Annotated in this window: 14 protein-coding genes; 2 read left to right on the top strand and 12 right to left on the bottom strand. The window is 38.3% G+C overall.

Going from position 1 to position 17,814, the window contains the following annotated elements:
• Positions 1-633: 633 nt before the first annotated feature.
• Positions 634-1,941 carry an isocitrate lyase gene (gene aceA / locus C8K15_RS02255; protein WP_108584802.1) on the bottom strand — a complete coding sequence of 436 codons (1,308 nt, stop codon included), beginning with the start codon at positions 1,939-1,941 and terminating at the stop codon, positions 634-636.
• A gap of 289 nt (positions 1,942-2,230) precedes the next feature.
• Positions 2,231-4,396 carry a malate synthase G gene (locus tag C8K15_RS02250; protein ID WP_108584800.1) on the bottom strand — a complete coding sequence of 722 codons (2,166 nt, stop codon included), beginning with the start codon at positions 4,394-4,396 and terminating at the stop codon, positions 2,231-2,233.
• 223 nt (positions 4,397-4,619) lie between these two features.
• On the opposite strand from C8K15_RS02250, the gene C8K15_RS02245 reads away from it, so the two are divergent.
• Positions 4,620-5,123: a YhcN/YlaJ family sporulation lipoprotein gene (locus C8K15_RS02245; protein WP_108584798.1), complete on the top strand. Its 504-nt coding sequence runs from the start codon at positions 4,620-4,622 to the stop codon at positions 5,121-5,123.
• 143 nt (positions 5,124-5,266) lie between these two features.
• Here C8K15_RS02245 and lepB read toward each other — a convergent pair whose 3' ends face one another.
• The 4 genes from lepB to ilvD form a co-directional block, all read right to left on the bottom strand.
• Complete coding sequence (gene lepB / locus C8K15_RS02240) at positions 5,267-5,794, bottom strand: signal peptidase I (RefSeq protein ID WP_108584797.1); 528 nt, start codon at positions 5,792-5,794, stop codon at positions 5,267-5,269.
• A 17-nt stretch (positions 5,795-5,811) separates the two neighbouring features.
• Positions 5,812-6,459, bottom strand: coding sequence for an alpha/beta hydrolase (locus C8K15_RS02235; RefSeq protein WP_108584795.1), 648 nt, complete (start codon positions 6,457-6,459; stop codon positions 5,812-5,814).
• Positions 6,460-6,820: 361 nt separating this feature from the next.
• Entirely contained in the window at positions 6,821-8,191 is a 1,371-nt protein-coding gene (locus C8K15_RS02230) for an FAD-binding oxidoreductase (protein WP_108584793.1), read from the bottom strand.
• 27 nt (positions 8,192-8,218) lie between these two features.
• Positions 8,219-9,904, bottom strand: coding sequence for a dihydroxy-acid dehydratase (gene ilvD / locus C8K15_RS02225; RefSeq protein WP_108584792.1), 1,686 nt, complete (start codon positions 9,902-9,904; stop codon positions 8,219-8,221).
• Between the two features lie 323 nt (positions 9,905-10,227).
• Between ilvD and C8K15_RS02220 the strand changes: the two genes are divergently transcribed.
• Positions 10,228-11,343: a branched-chain amino acid aminotransferase gene (locus tag C8K15_RS02220; RefSeq protein ID WP_108584790.1), complete on the top strand. Its 1,116-nt coding sequence runs from the start codon at positions 10,228-10,230 to the stop codon at positions 11,341-11,343.
• A gap of 161 nt (positions 11,344-11,504) precedes the next feature.
• Here C8K15_RS02220 and C8K15_RS02215 read toward each other — a convergent pair whose 3' ends face one another.
• From C8K15_RS02215 to C8K15_RS02195, 6 genes are all read right to left on the bottom strand, one after another.
• On the bottom strand, positions 11,505-13,367 hold the full coding sequence (locus C8K15_RS02215) for an ABC transporter ATP-binding protein (RefSeq protein ID WP_108584789.1): 1,863 nt from the start codon (positions 13,365-13,367) through the stop codon (positions 11,505-11,507).
• Positions 13,364-15,088, bottom strand: coding sequence for an ABC transporter ATP-binding protein (locus C8K15_RS02210; RefSeq protein ID WP_108584787.1), 1,725 nt, complete (start codon positions 15,086-15,088; stop codon positions 13,364-13,366). The genes C8K15_RS02215 and C8K15_RS02210 overlap by 4 nt, the downstream gene beginning before the upstream one ends.
• Positions 15,085-15,507, bottom strand: a complete 423-nt coding sequence (locus tag C8K15_RS02205; RefSeq protein ID WP_369973699.1) for a MarR family winged helix-turn-helix transcriptional regulator — start codon at positions 15,505-15,507, stop codon at positions 15,085-15,087. Before C8K15_RS02205 ends, C8K15_RS02210 begins: the two co-directional genes overlap by 4 nt.
• A 214-nt stretch (positions 15,508-15,721) precedes the next feature.
• Complete coding sequence (locus C8K15_RS21115; protein WP_255421020.1) at positions 15,722-15,853, bottom strand: hypothetical protein; 132 nt, start codon at positions 15,851-15,853, stop codon at positions 15,722-15,724.
• Positions 15,854-15,979: 126 nt separating this feature from the next.
• Positions 15,980-17,188 (bottom strand): exo-beta-N-acetylmuramidase NamZ family protein, encoded by a 1,209-nt coding sequence (locus tag C8K15_RS02200; RefSeq protein WP_369973702.1) that lies wholly within the window; start codon positions 17,186-17,188, stop codon positions 15,980-15,982.
• 53 nt (positions 17,189-17,241) lie between these two features.
• Positions 17,242-17,814 (bottom strand): glycoside hydrolase family 3 C-terminal domain-containing protein (locus C8K15_RS02195; RefSeq protein ID WP_199224046.1); only part of this gene is annotated, 573 nt, incomplete at its 5' end.

The raw sequence follows: 17,814 nt of genomic DNA, 5'->3' as shown, positions 1-17,814 counted from the left end.
AAAAAATGGTTTTGTATTGGAGACTCTTCTTTTTAGTTGTATTGCTTTGTTTATTTATAACAAATGTCATTGGAATATCTATATTACTAGCCGTTATTCTAGGTATCATTTTCTTTCAAGGTATACCTTGGCTATACGAAAAAATGAAAAGCAAGAGTAGTAATTCTTATTGAACTAACGAGACACGATGGGATAGCCTTGAATTTCAAGAACTTGTCAAAACCTTCAAAAGGTAAACTTGATTAGGGTGATATAAAATGATTTACTATGAAGCTATTTATTGTAGTTGTATAAAACTCTCGCGGGCTCGTTATTGATAAATACTCTTTATTAGGTAAGATGCAGCACAGTGCTTTCCAAAGCTCCCCGAAACCCATTGGGCACAGGATAATTTATAGGTAAGTACGCAGCACAAGATGTTTTTTAAAATATTTCTGATACCTAAGAGATAAAGTTATTCATTTGTATTAATCTGCACCAAAAATATACGTTTTAAAATATTTGACTCCATAATAAAAAACTACCATGAACACTGTTCACGGTAGTCCCAAATATTATTCTTTCTTATCTTTTAACAAATTCCAGTGTTGCCACTAGGTTTAGTCATGATCTAATACTTTAGCACTTGAGTTTTCATCCCGCTTCAGTTGCCGCTACTTCCTCATGCTGAAACTGTTCTGCTTCAGTTGAACCAGATAAGGCCGTCGTAGATGACGTTCCGCCTGAAATAACAAGTGAAACTTCATCAAAGTAACCCGTTCCAACCTCACGTTGATGTCGAGTCGCTGTGTAGCCATCTTGTTCAGCTGCGAACTCGGCTTCTTGTAGCTCAGAATAAGCCGCCATGCCTCGCTCTTTATAGCCTTTCGCAAGTTCGAACATCCCGTAATTCAGTACATGGAAACCTGCAAGTGTAACGAATTGGAATTTATAACCCATCTTCCCAAGCTCTTGTTGGAAGCTTGCAATCGTTTTTTCATCCAGTTTCTTTTTCCAATTGAATGATGGAGAACAGTTATAAGCAAGCAGTTTACCAGGGAATTTCTCGTGAATGGCTTCAGCAAACTTTCTAGCTTCATCAATATTCGGTTCAGAAGTTTCACACCAAATCAAATCTGCATATGGTGCATATGCAAGACCTCGGGCAATTGCTTGATCGATACCATCATTAGTATGATAAAAACCTTCCGGCGTTCGTTCTCCCGTAATAAATTGATGATCATACGGATCCACATCGCTTGTAATTAGATTAGCTGCATTTGCATCTGTACGAGCAATAAGCACAGTAGGTACATCCATTACGTCAGCTGCTAATCGTGCAGCGATTAGATTACGCACTGCAGTTTGAGTAGGAAGCAAAACTTTTCCTCCTAAGTGACCACATTTCTTTTCAGAAGAAAGTTGGTCTTCTAAATGCACCCCTCCTGCACCAGCTTCAATCATCGACTTGGTTAATTCAAATACATTCAGTGTTCCACCAAACCCAGCTTCCATATCCGCTACAATGGGGGCATACCAATATGTATCGCCCTTACCTTCCGCTTGCTGAATTTGATCAGCACGTTGCAACGTTTGATTAATTCTTTTCACCACTTGTGGTACGCTATTGCTTGGATACAAGCTTTGGTCTGGGTACATATGTCCTGATAGATTAGCATCCGCAGCTACTTGCCAACCACTCAAATAGATTGCTTTTAATCCCGCTTTTACTTGTTGCATCGCTTGATTTCCTGTCAGTGCGCCAAGAGCATTTACATAGTCTTCTGTATTCACAAGATTCCAAAGTCGCTTAGCACCTAAAGTCGCAAGTGTTTGTTCGATGACGATTGAACCTCTTAATTTAATAACGTCTTCAGCTGAATATGGTCGTTCGACACCTTTCCAACGATCTTCACTCCAACTTTTCGTTAATTCCTCTGCTTGCTGTTTACGATTTGTCATTTTATAATTTCCCTCTTTTCTAATTTGATATAATACACATTATTTTTATATATTTGTTATATAACAGATTGATCAAAAAAATTAATCGAGCTCTGCACAGCACTGGATGCACTCTTTAAAACTAGCAAAATCTTGACCGCATGTAAGGCACGTATTCAGTTGTCTTATGTCATTCTTCGAATTGAAAAATACGCCTTGAGAATCATCTTTTGAATTATATTCTCTTTGTTGTTCCTGCATGTAAATCCCTCCAATTTTTAATATACTTTTTTATTAAATGATCCATGGTCTAATTTTTCGCATACAAACGATTCTTATACTCTTGGCGACGACGATGGAGAATAGGCTCAGTGTAGCCACTTGGTTGATTTTTCCCTTGAAAAATAAGTTCACATGCAGCTTGGAATGCAATAGATCGTTCAAAATCTGAAGACATTGGGTGATACGCTGGGTCTTCACTGTTTTGTTCGTCCACGACTTTGGCCATTCTCTTTAATGTTTCCAATAGTTGATTTTCTGTGCAAATCCCGTGATGAAGCCAATTTGTCATATGCTGGCTTGAAATCCGTAGCGTTGCTCGATCTTCCATTAACCCTACGTTGTGAATATCAGGCACTTTTGAACAGCCAATGCCATGCTCAACCCAACGAACCACGTATCCCAGTAGTCCTTGCGCATTATTGTCGAGCTCTTGTTGGATATCACTTGTAGACCATTTTTCAGTGGATATTGGTAGTGTTAAGATTTCAGTACTTCTGTCTCGAGTTTCCTGTTTCAGAATTTCTTGCACTTTCAAAACAGACAATTGATGGTAATGAAGAGCATGTAAAGTTGCCGCTGTTGGGGATGGTACCCACGCTGTATTTCCGCCTGCTTTCAAATGACCTATTTTTTGCTCCATCATATCCTTCATACGATCCGGCATTGCCCACATACCTTTACCGATTTGAGCAAGACCAGGTAGACCACAAATTAATCCTGTATCAACATTTGATTTTTCATAGGCCTGAAGCCAATTTGAATGTTTCATTTCATTTTTACGAATGACAGGACCTGCTAGCATCGAGGTGTGGATTTCGTCACCTGTTCGGTCTAAAAAGCCTGTATTAATAAAAACAATCCTATCTTTTACTTCCCGAATACAATTTTCAAGATTAAGAGAAGTTCTTCGTTCTTCATCCATGACACCAATTTTCAATGTATAACGTTCGAGTCCAAGTATATCCTCCACTCGGTTAAACAACTCATTAGCAAAAGCTACTTCTACTGAACCATGCATTTTGGGTTTTACAATATATACAGAACCCTTCTCAGAGTTACGTATATTTCCTTTTCCTAAAAGGTCATGCTTTGCAAGTAAACTGGTCATTACTGTATCAATAATTCCTTCTGGTACTTCCTGATTATACTGGTCTATTATCATATTAGATGTCATTAAATGACCAACATTTCGTACAAGTAAAAGCGATCGACCTCGTAAAGTAAGCTCTTCTCCTCTTACCGTTTGATATTTTCTGTCTCTGTTTAACGTTCTTACTACTTCATGTTGACCTTTTTTAAAAGTCGCCTTGAGAGTTCCTTTCATCAAACCAAGCCAATTTCGATAGACGACTACTTTGTCCTCTGCATCAACCGCAGTCACTGAATCCTCGCAATCCATAATCGTCGATAAAGCAGATTCAACAAGTAAGTCTTTTATTCCCGCTAAATCAGTCATGCCAATCGGATGTGTTCGATCAAACTGAATTTCCACATGCAACCCATTGTTTTGAAGGAGAATCGCAGTTGGCGAGGAATGATCTCCAATGAATCCAATAAATTTCGACGGCTCACGCAAAACGGTCTGATTGCTTCCTTGAACGATGATAAGTTGATTTTGTTCAATTCGATATGCAGTCGCAAGAGCATGCGAGCCCAGTTCTAATGGTGCAATTTGATCTAAAAAATTTCGTGCATACTCAACAACCTTGTTCCCTCTTTGCGGATTGTAAGTCGTTCCTCTTTCAGTACCGTGATGTTCTTCGATTACATCTGTACCATAAAGTGCATCATATAAACTTCCCCATCGTGCATTTGCTGCATTAATTGCGTAACGAGCATTATTGACTGGTACGACTAGCTGTGGCCCTGGTTGAATGGCAACTTCATCATCTACATTTGAAGTTGTAATGCTAAAAGGTTCCGCTGTTGGTTCCCTGTAGCCAATGTCTTTTAAAAACGTTTCATATTTCACTCGATTTTCTGACCAGTTGTTCTGTTCATGCCACTGATCAATTATTTCTTGAAGCTGATTTCTTCGGCTTAGCAAATCTCTATTTTTTGGAACCATTACTGAGATCAGTTGACTGAACCCTTTCCAAAAATCCTCACTTGAAACATCACTACCTGGTAAAGCTTCATCTTCAACAAATTGATACAGGTCATTGGCAATTTTCAAACCGTTAAGTTCAATCACTTAATCACCCTTCCGTTGTTATATAACAGTTATTATATTTTATATTGTATTAGAACACAACGTTTTTTGTGTAGCTTTTTTAAAAAAATTTTTTTTAAAAAAACCCTTATATTTTCTGGATTTATTACAGGATTCAAATTAACAAAATTCTCTTATGCAGAATAAAAAAATGAATTAAGTCCATGCTAAATCAATCATCAAAAATTAGGAGGAATTTAAACTAATGAAAAAAATATGGATGTTACTGTCAGCTACGCTTCTATGTATTGCATTAATGGGATGTGGCAATAAAGATGAAAATAATACAGCTACTAACACAGAAAATAATGGAGGCGTAGCTGAAAAAGATGCGGATATAGCAACAGATGATAAGAATTTAGAACTTGCTCAAGATGCTTCGGCTAAGATTGATGAATTAGAAGAAGTGGATAGCTCCACTGTTATAGTTACAGAAAACAACGCCTATGTAGCAATTGTATTAAACAAAAACCCAGACGGATCAGAAATAGCAGAGGGTTCAAAAGAGCTCGAACAAATCGAAGATAAAATTGGAGAAAAAGTAAAAGAGGTAAACGCCGATGTTGATAACGTTTATGTTTCTATAAACCCTGATTTCGTCAGTCGTATGGACGAATATCGTAAGAAGGTTGAACAAGGTAAACCTGTAGAAGGATTATTTGAAGAATTTGGCGAACTAACTCAACGAATATTCCCTGACGCAAAATAATCACACAACGAAAAAACCTACAAATAATTGTAGGTTTTTTCTTCGTTATAATGTTGCTACCTAAGGGAAGTATTCTTCGGTAAGTGAACGAGTCGTTCTTTCATTTGATCTATTTGTTCTGAAAGGTTCACAAAATGGCTACATTATTCAAGTGTACCGAAATCAGTGAATGGGAAATATCGAAACTTAACTTCACCCACTACTTCATCTTCAGTAATACAACCGATGTCCCGGCTATCACTACTTTTCTTCCGATTATCCCCCATCACATATAAAGACCCTTCTGGAACCTTCACTTTAAGATCGTCCGTTAATTGCTCTTGAGTTGAAAGTAATTTTTTATTCGCTTTCAAGTAAGGTTCTTCATAAATAATATTATTAATATGTAACACATCATTTTTCACTTCGACGATATCTCCAGGGAGACCGATGACACGTTTAATATAATCTTCGTTGGATACGGGAGAATGGAACACGATCATATCAAAACGATCAACCTTACTCATTTTGGAAACAATAACGCGATTATTATCTTCAAAAGTAGGCGTCATGGACTTCCCCTCCACCTTAACGGGGGTAACCATAAACTCACGACAAATAAAGACGATGGCTACACCTAATACAATCGCTTTAATCCAAGACCATATTTCTTTTTTAAGGCTTTCATTCATAAGAATATCCCCTCAACTTAAAAAACAAATTCTTGAATATCGTTTATTAAGCTTTTCAATACTTCTATAGATTCGACCATATTGTGGTCGTACTCCAAACTATGGTTAACATTTGGAAGCAACGTTGCCCTAATATTTGGTTTGGCTTTCAATTCGTTAAATCTCTCTTTAACATAACAGCGGTCATTATCTCCAATAATACATAATCCTCGATTTTCACTATTAACCATTGCTGCGAAAACATCATCTCTATGTAGTAATGGGGTTAACCAAATGGTATTAGCCTCTTTAAACATGTTCCGATCTATTATCGAACTCATTGCAATGGTTCCGAGTGACTTACCTACCAAATAAAATTTCTCATATGATGTGTCTTTCAAAGCCTTATCTAACACTGTTTTTATATCGAATTTAATAGCTTCACTTAGCTCTTCCATAGTGAATTCATCATAAACTTTATCGTTATATCGATAATTAACCTGAAGTACATCAAAAGCTTTATCTAAAAAAAGCTTTTGGGAATAATGAAACGCAGGGCTTTGCACGGTATAAGCTGCGCCAGGTAAAAACACAACTAAATTCTTCGAGTCCACTTCTTTACTTACTAAAGTAAACGGAACAGACATATTTTTATATCCCTCAACGCTACCTTTGCTTTCTTTCATTGAAAACCCCTCCATCCACTTAATTATACATAATATCCCAATATTTTAATAGCAAAATAATGGATATATTTAGAATTATTTATTTTCACTTTTACTTTAATATTACTTATTTATAATTGTAATAAATTGGATGAATTAAGCAAGAATTAATTCTTGTTTTGGGAGAACAAAATAATAGCCACCCCCACATAGAAAAGGCGGCTGAAAATACCAAATTTCAGCCGCTCCAACCTTACATTCAATTTTCACTATTTAACCCATACGGACCCTAATGTAAAAGAAGCAAATTCAGGAGGCAATTAAATAGCTTGGAGATACAATTTCAAGGTCAATTTTGAGGCCCCTTAGCTTCTTTTTAATCTCATTCGTCTAAATAAAACATCTTTCCTGGATTCAACAAATTAAGAGGATCTAGTGTCTTTTTCAGCAGCTGCATTACCTGTAGTGATTTTCCATGTTCCATAGATTGATACTTCATTTTGCCTATACCAACACCATGTTCACCTGTACATGATCCACCCTTACTTAAGGCAAATTCTACGATGTGTCTGTTAAAACTCTCCGCTTTCTTCATTTCGTCCTCATCCTCTACATCTACCATTAAAAGAACGTGATAATTACCATCTCCAACATGTCCGACGATACCACCTGGTAATTCAGATTTTTCCATCTCGGATTTTGCAGACTCAATGCCGTTTGCTAACTCAGAAATTGGTAGGCACACATCTGTTACCATCAACTTTTTTCCTGGATGAGCTCGCATAACCGCATACGCTAAATTATGACGTGCTTCCCACAGTTGGTTTCGTGATTCCGAGTCTTTTTCGAATTCAAATTCACTGCACTTGTTATCAGCTAATATCTCTTTTGCAAACTCCATATCTTGCATTAAGCCTGCTTCATTGCCATGGAATTCTAAAAATAGTGTTGGTGCGACAAGATAGTCTGTCCCACTATAGATATTGACCATTGCAATAGAATGCTGGTCCACCAATTCAATACGTGCAACTTGAATGCCAGCAGAAAGAATACCGACTACTGACTCCACTGCTTGTTCAATGGTTTCGAAGGATGCCCTTGCAGCAACAGTCATTTCAGGAATCCCAAACACGCGTAAAGTTAGTTCTGTAAAACATCCTAAAGTCCCTTCCGATCCTACGAATAACCCGTTTAAGTTATATCCTGAAGATGACTTAGCTGCTAAATTCCCAGTATGGATGATAGTTCCATTAGCGAGGACGACTTCCAAATCTCTAACTTGATCTCGCATCACGCCGTATCGTACAGAAGTAGTTCCACTAGCATTTGTCGCCGCCATGCCACCTAGAGTTGCATCCGCTCCTGGATCAACTGAAAAGAATAAGCCATGTTTTTTCAGTTCTTGATTTAACTTGGAGCGAGTAACCCCTGGCTGAACCCTTACTAAAAAATCATTTGGAGAAACTTCTAGAATCTTATCCATTAAAGAGAAATCGACTGTGATTCCCCCACTATAAGGAATCACATGTCCTTCTAAGCTGGTCCCTAATCCAAAAGGAATAATAGGAACCTTGAATTTTTCGGAAATTTTCATAACATGACTAACTTCTTCCGCACTGACTGGGAAAACGACTGCATCTGGTAAAAACGGCTTATGGTAAGATTCGTCTTTACTATGCTGATCCAATATCACTTCATTTGTAGAAACCCTCTCAGGAGAAAGAAATTTTCTTAGTTCATCTAAATAACTCACTTTACTCCCCCACTCTTCATCCCTAATTTATCTATTCAAAAAGTCAGTAACAGCCCCTTTTGATGAACACGAAACATTGTGTGCATATTTCCCAAGCACACCTTTTTTATATAGTGGAGGGGCTACCCACTCTTTCGCTCTCTCTTCAAGTTCTGCATCCGATACATTCATGGAAATCTCTTGTTTTTCAGAATCAATCGTGACGATATCGCCATCTTTCAATAACGCGATAGGTCCGCCAACTTGAGCTTCTGGCGCAATATGGCCTACTACCAGTCCGTGCGTTCCACCAGAAAATCTACCATCGGTTATTAAGGCAACTTTTTCACCCATCCCTTTTCCGACAAGAATGGCGGAAATGGACAGCATTTCAGGCATTCCTGGCCCACCTTTTGGTCCTACGTAGCGGATGACTAACACATCCCCTTCGCTAATTTCATTGGCCATAACCGCAGCAGTTGCTTCTTTTTCTGTATTGAATACTCTAGCTGGTCCCGTATGTTGTTTTACTTTCACACCAGATACTTTTGCAACCGCGCCACTTGGAGATAAATTTCCTTTTATCACAATCAGAGGTCCGTCTGCTCTGTATGGCTTATCAAACGGTAGAATGACTCGTTGTCCTTCTGTCAGGCTTGGTGCATCCTTTAAGTTTTCGGCCATTGTTTTTCCAGTAACAGTCATGCAATCACCGTGTAGATACCCAGCTTCCAACAACATTTTCATCACTGCTTGAACTCCGCCAGCCCTGTGCAAATCTTCCATGACGTATTTACCGCTTGGCTTCAAATCTGCAATATGAGGTATTTTCTTTTGAATACGGTTAAAATCATCGATGTCCAATTCTACTTCAATAGCGTGTGCGATGGACAGAAGATGCAGAACCGCATTTGTTGATCCGCCGAGAGCCATAACAACAGTAATCGCATTTTCAAAAGCTTCTTTTGTCATAATATCTTTCGGATAAATCTCTTTCTCTAGCAAGTTATAAACAGCGGCGCCGGCAGCTGCACAATCTTCTAATTTCAACTCCGACTCTGCAGGATTCGAAGAACTGCCCGGGAGACTAATACCCATTGCCTCAGCAGCCGATGCCATTGTATTTGCCGTATACATACCGCCGCACGAACCTGCTCCAGGACATGCATTACATTCTATTTTTCGAAGCGTATCATCATTTATGTCTCCATTATTGTGACGGCCTACGCCTTCAAATACGGAGACGATATCAATATTTTGTCCATTATGTAATCCTGGAGAAATGGTTCCCCCATAAACAAATACGGACGGTACATCAGCATTCGCAATTGCAATTAAACAGCCTGGAATATTTTTATCACAGCCTCCAATTGCGACGAGCCCATCCAGACTTTCTGCTCCGACTACCGTTTCAATAGAATCTGCGATAACATCTCGACTAGGAAGCGAATAACGCATACCTTCTGTCCCCATCGAAATCCCATCCGATACCGTGATTGTATTAAAGATGAAAGGGACTCCTCCTGCTTCTCTAGCACCTTTTTTCGCACTGACTGCTAAATCATGAATATGTATATTGCACGGTGTTACTTCACTCCAAGTGCTAGCGACACCAATCATCGGTTTCTTAAAATCTTCATCTGTTACGCCAACCGCTCGCAACATGGCCCGATTTGGAGCCTTCATTGCCCCCTCACTAAATACCTTGCTATTAATCCTCAAATCCTTTTTCATTAAGCATCCTGTCCTTTCGTTTTTACCATTATACTGGTATTATTTCATAATTCAATGAATTCTATATTTTATATTCAAATAAATATTTATTAAAAAATGGTACTTTTCGGCTAATTTTAACCAATCTCTCTCCTTTAAACGACTTTTACTAATGATTAATAGGTTAATTTCTACATGGTTAATCAACAAAAGAATCCAGCAAACTATTGTCTACTGGATTCCGGAATTTTTTTTGTGAAATAATTCTGAAAAGATGTATAATACTGTTTATATTATTGTGGGTTATCTAGATCCCCGTAAATATAAAGCAAGGAGATGGAATTATGACGACTTACAATATCGACATTACTTTAAGCACAACGAAGAAGGAAAAACCGCAAGCGGATAAACTACAGTTTGGTAAAACTTTTACTGATCATATGTTTATAATGGATTATGCTTTAGGACATGGATGGCACGACGCTCGTATCATTCCATATCAAAGTCTTTCTTTAGATCCAGCTTCGATGATTTTCCACTACGGACAGTCCGTTTTCGAAGGTTTGAAGGCTTATTTGACAGAAAAAGATCAAGTGCTTTTATTTAGACCCGATCAAAACTTTAAGAGGTTTAATATTTCAAATGACCGTTTATGCATTCCCCATCTCGATGAAGACTTTGCATTAGAGGCACTTAAGCAACTCATCCAAATTGATCGTGAATGGATTCCTACAGCTGCAGGTACATCCTTATATATTCGACCATTTATTATTTCAACTGAACCCTATTTAGGAGTTGCACCTTCTACTAATTATCAATTTATTATCATTTTGTCTCCTGTAGGTTCTTATTACAAAGAGGGACTTGCACCTATTAAGATTTCTGTCGAAAGTGAATATGTTCGCGCCGTTGCTGGAGGCACTGGAACAGCAAAAACGGGTGGTAATTATGCTTCTAGTTTAAAAGCTCAGCAACAATCTGGTGACAAAGGCTATTCCCAAGTCCTATGGCTTGATGGTGTTAACCGTAAATATATTGAAGAAGTTGGCAGTATGAATATCTTCTTTAAAATTGATGGAGAAGTAGTTACTCCTATGGTAAACGGCAGCATTTTAGAAGGAATCACGCGTAAATCCATTCTTCAATTACTCCGATACTGGGATATACCAGTTTCAGAGCGTCTTATTTCAATTGATGAAATTAAACAAGCCTATGCTGATGGAAAACTTGAAGAAGCGTTTGGTACAGGTACCGCAGCAGTGATTGCACCCGTAGGCGAATTATTCTGGAACGATGAAAAAATGACAATTAACAATGGTCAAACTGGCCCAGTCTCACAAAAATTATATGACACGTTAACAGGTATTCAAACAGGTACACTTGAAGATCCATTTGGGTGGGTTGTAGAAGTACCTAGTGAGGTTGAATCTTTGCTCCATTCCAATGTAATCACTCGATAGTAAAGATAAAGGCTCTCTATTTCCAAATGGAAATGGAGAGCCTTTTAGTTTGGGCTAAAGTAAGAATCGCATTATGACGACTTATCCAAATATGATACCTACTTTCATACTTAGATAAAAAAATCTAGCAACTGCTACGTCGCTAGATTCTTCATTTTCATTTATCCCGCCACTTTTTCAGTGAATTGGCTATTATATAGGTCTGCGTAAAAACCATCTTTCTCAATTAGTTCTGAGTGTGTACCTTGCTCAATCACTTGACCTTGATCCATTACAAGAATCAAATCAGCATCTTTGATGGTCGATAGACGATGGGCAATAACAAAACTAGTTCTTCCTTCCATTAAGCGATTCATCGCCTTCTGAATGAATACTTCCGTTCTTGTATCTACGCTAGACGTTGCTTCATCCAAAATCATAATTGGAGGATCTGCTAAAACCGCTCGAGCGATTGTCAGAAGCTGTTTTTGTCCTTGAGAAATATTAGAGGCTTCTTCGTTTAAGATTGTATCGTAACTATCTGGAAGAGTTCGAATGAAATGATCAGCATGAGCCGTGCGAGCAGCTTCGAAAATTTCTTCATCTGTTGCTCCATTTTTCCCATAGGCGATATTGTCTTTAATCGTGCCATTAAAGAGCCAAGTATCTTGAAGTACCATTCCAAAATTCTTTCGAAGATCGCTTCGAGACATATCTCGTGTATCTAGATCATCAATCTTAATTTTCCCTCCATTTAGTTCATAGAATCTCATCAACAGGTTGATCATAGTCGTTTTACCTGCGCCAGTAGGGCCAACAATTGCGACCGTCTGTCCAGGTAAGACGTTTATATTCATATTTTGTATCAACAGATTTTCTTCATAGCCAAAGTCTACTTGTTCGAAAGTGACCGTACCTACTGCTCTATTTAAACTAACTGAAGTATTTTCTTTCATTTCCTCTTCTTCATCAAGTAGTTCAAAGACACGTTCTGCTGCTGCAACTGTTGACTGAATAATATTAGCGATATTCGCAGTTTGTGTAATTGGTTGAGTGAATTGTTTTGAATACGTGATAAATGCTTGAATATCACCTATTGAGATAGCGCGTTGCGTTACTAAGATTCCTCCAACAACACTAATCAGAACATAGCTCAAATTCCCGATAAAGAACATCATCGGCATGATGATTCCCGAAATAAACTGAGCTTTCGTACCAGCATCATACAATTTTTCATTAACCACATCAAACTGAGCGCCAGATTTTTTCTCATGTCCAAAGGCTTTTACAATCTGATGACCTGTATACATTTCTTCAATATGCCCATTTAACTCGCCCAAAGTTCTTTGTTGATCAGCGAAATGTTTTTGAGATCTTTTTAAAATGGGTCCAATAGCAAAAATTGAAACGGGTAAGCTCACAATTGAGATTAGCGTCAATATTGGGCTAATAGAAAGCATCATAATGATGATTCCTACAATTGTAATGATGGATGTGATGAACTGCGTTAAGCTTTGTTGAAGCGTACTACCAATTGTATCGATGTCATTGGTCATCCTGCTAAGTGTATCCCCATTTGAACGACCATCAAAAAATTTCAAAGGCAATTTCTCAAGCTTTTGATTTACATCTTCTCGTAAATCGAACACTGTATCTTGTGCAACACTAGACATAATATATTGTTGGATATAGCTGAAAAGACTGCTTAAGACATACAGTCCTGCAAGTAATAGAAGGATTTGCCCAATTTTATCAAAGTCAATGGCAGCTCCAGGTACTCCTGAAAATTTCCCGTATGCTCCTTCAAATAACTCTGTAATGGCATTTCCCATAATTTTTGGACCAACTATCGTAAAAATAGTACTTAAGATTGCTGCAAAAAACACAGCGATTAATTGGTTCCTACGTGGTTTTAAATAGGATAAAAGGCGTTTCAAAGTTCCATTGAAATCTTTCGCTTTTTGTCCCATCATCATCATGTTACCGCCACCTGGTCCTGGCCCCATCTGCCCAGCATTTTGAGGTGGTTTCTTTTTCTTACTCATGCGATTTCCTCCTCTGAAAGCTGTGATAGGGCGATTTCACGGTATACATCATTAGACTTAAGCAACTCTTGGTGTGTACCCATACCTACAATTTCCCCTTCGTCTAATACGATGATTCTGTCAGCGTCTACAACCGTACTCACACGTTGTGCCACGAGTAAAACAGTCGCATTTTTTGTTTCAGCTTTTAGTGCTGCACGAAGCTTAGCATCTGTCTTGAAATCAAGAGCAGAAAAACTATCATCAAAAATATACACATCAGGCTTTCGAATGAGTGCTCGCGCTATCGAAAGACGTTGTTTTTGCCCTCCAGATAAGTTCGAGCCACCTTGTTCGATTTCAGAATTATAGCCGTCCGTCATTCTATCAATAAAATCTTCTGCTTGAGCAGTACGAGCCGCATGTTCAATTTCACTTTGGGAAGCATCTTGCTTTCCAAAAAGAATATTTTCAGCAATGGTTCCTGTGAAAAGTATGGATTTTTGTGGTACAAAGCCAAGCTTTGAACGAACTTCATCTGCAGGCATTTTACGAATATCAACGCCATTAACACGAATAACACCACTTGAAATATCATAAAAGCGAGGTATCAAATTGACCAGTGTAGATTTCCCAGATCCTGTTCCACCAATAATCGCCGTGATTTCTCCAGGTCTTGCTTTAAAACTAATATCGGATAATGCAGGTTTTTCTGCTCCAGGATAACTAAACGAGACATTTTCAAACTCAAGCGTACCTTGTTCAATATTTGCCTTTTCCGTACCTTCGTCTTGAAATGATGGTTTCATTTCAAGTACTTCATTTATCCGTTTTGCCGAAACGGCTGCACGTGGAACCATCACGAACATCATAGAGGCCATTACAAGAGCAAACATGATTTGCATAACATATTGGATAAAAGCCATTAAGTCACCAATCTGCATGCCTCCGTTATTAATTCGGATACCTCCGAACCAAATAATGCCGACAACCGTCAAGTTCATGACGAGCATCATGACAGGCATTAAAAATGCCATAATTTTATTTACTTTGATCGAGACATCTGTTAATTCTCTATTCGCTTGTTTAAGTCGCACTTTCTCTTCATCTTCACGGTTGAATGCACGAACAACTCGAATTCCTGTAAGATTTTCACGTAGTACAAGATTTAACCGGTCCAATTTGTTTTGAACCGTTTGGAAAAGAGGAACCCCTTTTTTTAGGATTAGTAATATGGTACCAATCAGTATTGGCATCGTAAGGAAAATAACAAGAGATAGTTTGGCATCTTTCGATAGCGCCATGATGAGTCCACCCACTAACATGATAGGTGCGCTAACAACCATACGGAGCATCATAATAACCACTTGTTGAACTTGAGTAATGTCATTAGTAGTCCGTGTAATGAGTGAAGCCGTTCCAACTTCATCAAATTCTTGTAATGAAAACTTCCCTACATGGTTAAAGACTTTTCTACGAATATCGCGTCCAAGGCCCATCGCAGCTTTAGAAGAATAATAGCTGGCAATAATGGAGGCAATCGCGCCAATTACTGAAATCAACAACATAAATCCGCCAAGCTTCCAAATATATGGGACGTCTCCTTTTACAACACCCTTGTCAATAATGTCAGCCATTAGAGTGGGTAGAAAAAGATCAGCCATCGATTGAATAAAAACAAGGCCAATAACTGCTAAAACAAACCACTTATAAACAGATAGGTTTTTCAGTAACTTAATCATTTCATACACTCTCCTATTTCTTGAGCTTCTGTCTCCAAAAAAGTTGTAATTTGAAGATGTCCTCTAAGCAGTTCATCATATTGGCTTTCACTCATGTCTTCAACTACAGATTGAAATACTTGATGAATACCACCTTCTTGCAGATAAATATCTTTTATAAGTGCATCGCCTTTTTCAGTAATTGACAACATGATTTCCCGACGATTGCCTTCTACTTGTTGACGATTAATAATGCCTTCACGAACGAGTCCATCAACTGCTTGGCTAAGGGTACTTTTGGGAAGAAAGGTTACTTCTCCAACATTTTTTTGGATCATTTCCTTATCAAGTTTCATTGCCATCAAAATGGAATACTGTGGAACAGATAAACCATTTTCGACCGCGGACTTTTGAGCGAGTTTAATTAAATTCTTTTGCACGTTCCAAAATGAATGTAATAGTTGTATTGATTTCAACATCTTTTCATTTTCCAATTGCACATCACCGTTTCTTCGTATTAGAACAGTTCTATATTGAACAGTTCCAGCTGAACCTATTTAAAATACAACTTTTCCCCTTCTTTGTCAATCTGGTATTTTGTTGCATAAAAAAAGCATCCATTTCGGATGCTCATTTCTTACTATAGGAAATTTCTTATGAGGGTGAAGGTGGCGTTTCGGTTGCCCCATTATCATAAGCAACAAGTGTAACTCCAATCTTAACTTCAAGTTCACTAATTTCTTGTAACTGTTCACGGTCAAGTTGTGCTAATTTATTTTCATCCATGCTATCAGACATCCTTTCTATAAAGGTTAATATGCCCAGCAGGTAAATGAATATACAAAATTGCATCGTTCAAAACTAGTATTTTTATATCTTCACTTTCTTGATATCACGCACAAAAAGTCACCATTACTTATACATCAAATATTCTTTCCGAACCTCTTTAAATTCATCCTGCTCATTCTGATACTCATACATGATTTCCGCAACAGATGCTCCTTCTAGAATCATAGGTCTGACCCAATCGTTGCCAATCAACAAGCTGAAGTTGTTCGCAGCCAAGAATTGAAAGTCGTTCGGATACATGTCATGAATCGTTTTAATAATGTGAAGACCAGTTGGAACCGCATTAAATTCTTCCCGATCTGTTACATAAACTTCTACCCCATGACTGAGTTTTCCAGTATGCTTTGAGAAAGTTGGCGTAAAGGAAGCTGCTCTGAATTTCACACCAGGCAGGCTGAGTGAGTTCAGTTTTTCTGCAAGGTTTGCACTGTTGATGTATGGTGCACCAATCAGTTCAAACGGTTTGGTTGTTCCTCTTCCTTCTGACACATTCGTCCCTTCAATTAATCCTGTTGCCGGATAGACAAATGTTGTTGAAACTGTCGGCATGTTTGGTGATGCCAGCACAAATGGTAGGCCTGTATCATCATAATCCATGGAACGCTTCCAGCCTTTCATTTTAACCACAGTCAAATCTGCTCCAATTTCAAATTCCTCATTGAAGAACGAAGCAAGCTCTCCTACTGTCATACCATGTTTAAGCGGAATCGGGTACAATCCGACAAATGATGAAAATTCAGGCTCAAGCACTGGTCCGTCTACTGACAGTCCCCCCTGCGGATTTGGACGGTCAAGCACGATAAATGGAATGTCATTTTCTTGTGCTGCTTCCATTGCATATGCCATTGTATAGATGTACGTGTAATAGCGTGTGCCGACGTCCTGGATATCAAATAATAGAACGTCTACATTTTCAAGCATTTCAGGTGTTGGTTTTTTCGTTTTTCCGTATAAGCTGTATACAGGCAAGCCTGTTTTTTCATCGATATAAAATCCAACGCTTGATCCTGCCTGCGCATCTCCGCGAACTCCATGCTCAGGGCCATATAAAGCGCTTAGTTCAATATCCGGATCATCATTCAGCAGGTCGACTATACTATTTAACTCCGAGTCAATGCCTGTTGGATTTGTAATTAAACCCACTTTCTTACCTTTTAAAAGCTCTTTCTGATCTTTTAAAAGAACCTCAACTCCAGGCGACACCGTATTCTTTTTCTTATCCTTGTGTGCAGAAATATCTTTTGCTGCTGGGATTGCGGTTAAAGCAAGCATTAGAATCAAAATAATAAATAGAATTCGTTTCATGATAACTCCTCCCCTTCAGATTATTTAAGCTGCTTGCCGGAACGGATATCTAAACCATGGCCGAATTTATAAAGAATTTCTTCCGGATGTGTAACTGATGGAATGTCTACCGGTAATTTACCTTTTGGCTTTGATTCTCCAAAGATTGTTTTAATGCCAGCCGGTATATTCGGCTGTCTGTAGGCACCGTTTGAATAGCCTTTAAATCCGTAAACAGCAAGGACAGCCTTTGCTTCCTCAAAATTTGCAGCATCATAAGGATTGCGCAAGCTCATTAATACAAACTCTTTATTTTTGGCTTCTGCGTCTTTCATAACAGCTCTCGGGAAGGCAGTTGCCCATTTGCTTGAGTCCTGAACGCTGTCATCAATCACACCATCATTAACCGCTGGATCGTTTTTTACGACATACGAACCAGTGATAACATAATCAGCTTCATCAATCATAGCAGCCACTTCTTCATTAAATGATTTTCCTGAAAAAGCATATCCCGTGACCTGAGGGCACTGCAAAAGGGACTGAAATTCATATTTCTTTCTTGAAAGAGAGAGCTTTATTACGAAAAAAAAACTGATTCTCAAATATCTAAAAAT

This window comes from Paenisporosarcina sp. OV554 (assembly GCF_003058165.1).
Classification (GTDB): Bacteria; Bacillota; Bacilli; order Bacillales_A; family Planococcaceae; genus Paenisporosarcina.
This window is presented reverse-complemented; position numbering and strand designations above follow the sequence as displayed.

Coding starts and splice junctions, on each gene's coding strand:
- ilvD (WP_108584792.1), bottom strand. CDS start 9,904: ATGAAAAAGGATTTGAGGATTAATAGCAAGGTATTTAGTGAGGGGGCA.
- aceA (WP_108584802.1), bottom strand. CDS start 1,941: ATGACAAATCGTAAACAGCAAGCAGAGGAATTAACGAAAAGTTGGAGT.
- C8K15_RS21115 (WP_255421020.1), bottom strand. CDS start 15,853: ATGGATGAAAATAAATTAGCACAACTTGACCGTGAACAGTTACAAGAA.
- C8K15_RS02245 (WP_108584798.1), top strand. CDS start 4,620: ATGAAAAAAATATGGATGTTACTGTCAGCTACGCTTCTATGTATTGCA.
- C8K15_RS02210 (WP_108584787.1), bottom strand. CDS start 15,088: ATGATTAAGTTACTGAAAAACCTATCTGTTTATAAGTGGTTTGTTTTA.
- C8K15_RS02220 (WP_108584790.1), top strand. CDS start 10,228: ATGACGACTTACAATATCGACATTACTTTAAGCACAACGAAGAAGGAA.
- C8K15_RS02200 (WP_369973702.1), bottom strand. CDS start 17,188: ATGCTTGCTTTAACCGCAATCCCAGCAGCAAAAGATATTTCTGCACAC.
- lepB (WP_108584797.1), bottom strand. CDS start 5,794: ATGAATGAAAGCCTTAAAAAAGAAATATGGTCTTGGATTAAAGCGATT.
- C8K15_RS02215 (WP_108584789.1), bottom strand. CDS start 13,367: ATGAGTAAGAAAAAGAAACCACCTCAAAATGCTGGGCAGATGGGGCCA.
- C8K15_RS02235 (WP_108584795.1), bottom strand. CDS start 6,459: ATGAAAGAAAGCAAAGGTAGCGTTGAGGGATATAAAAATATGTCTGTT.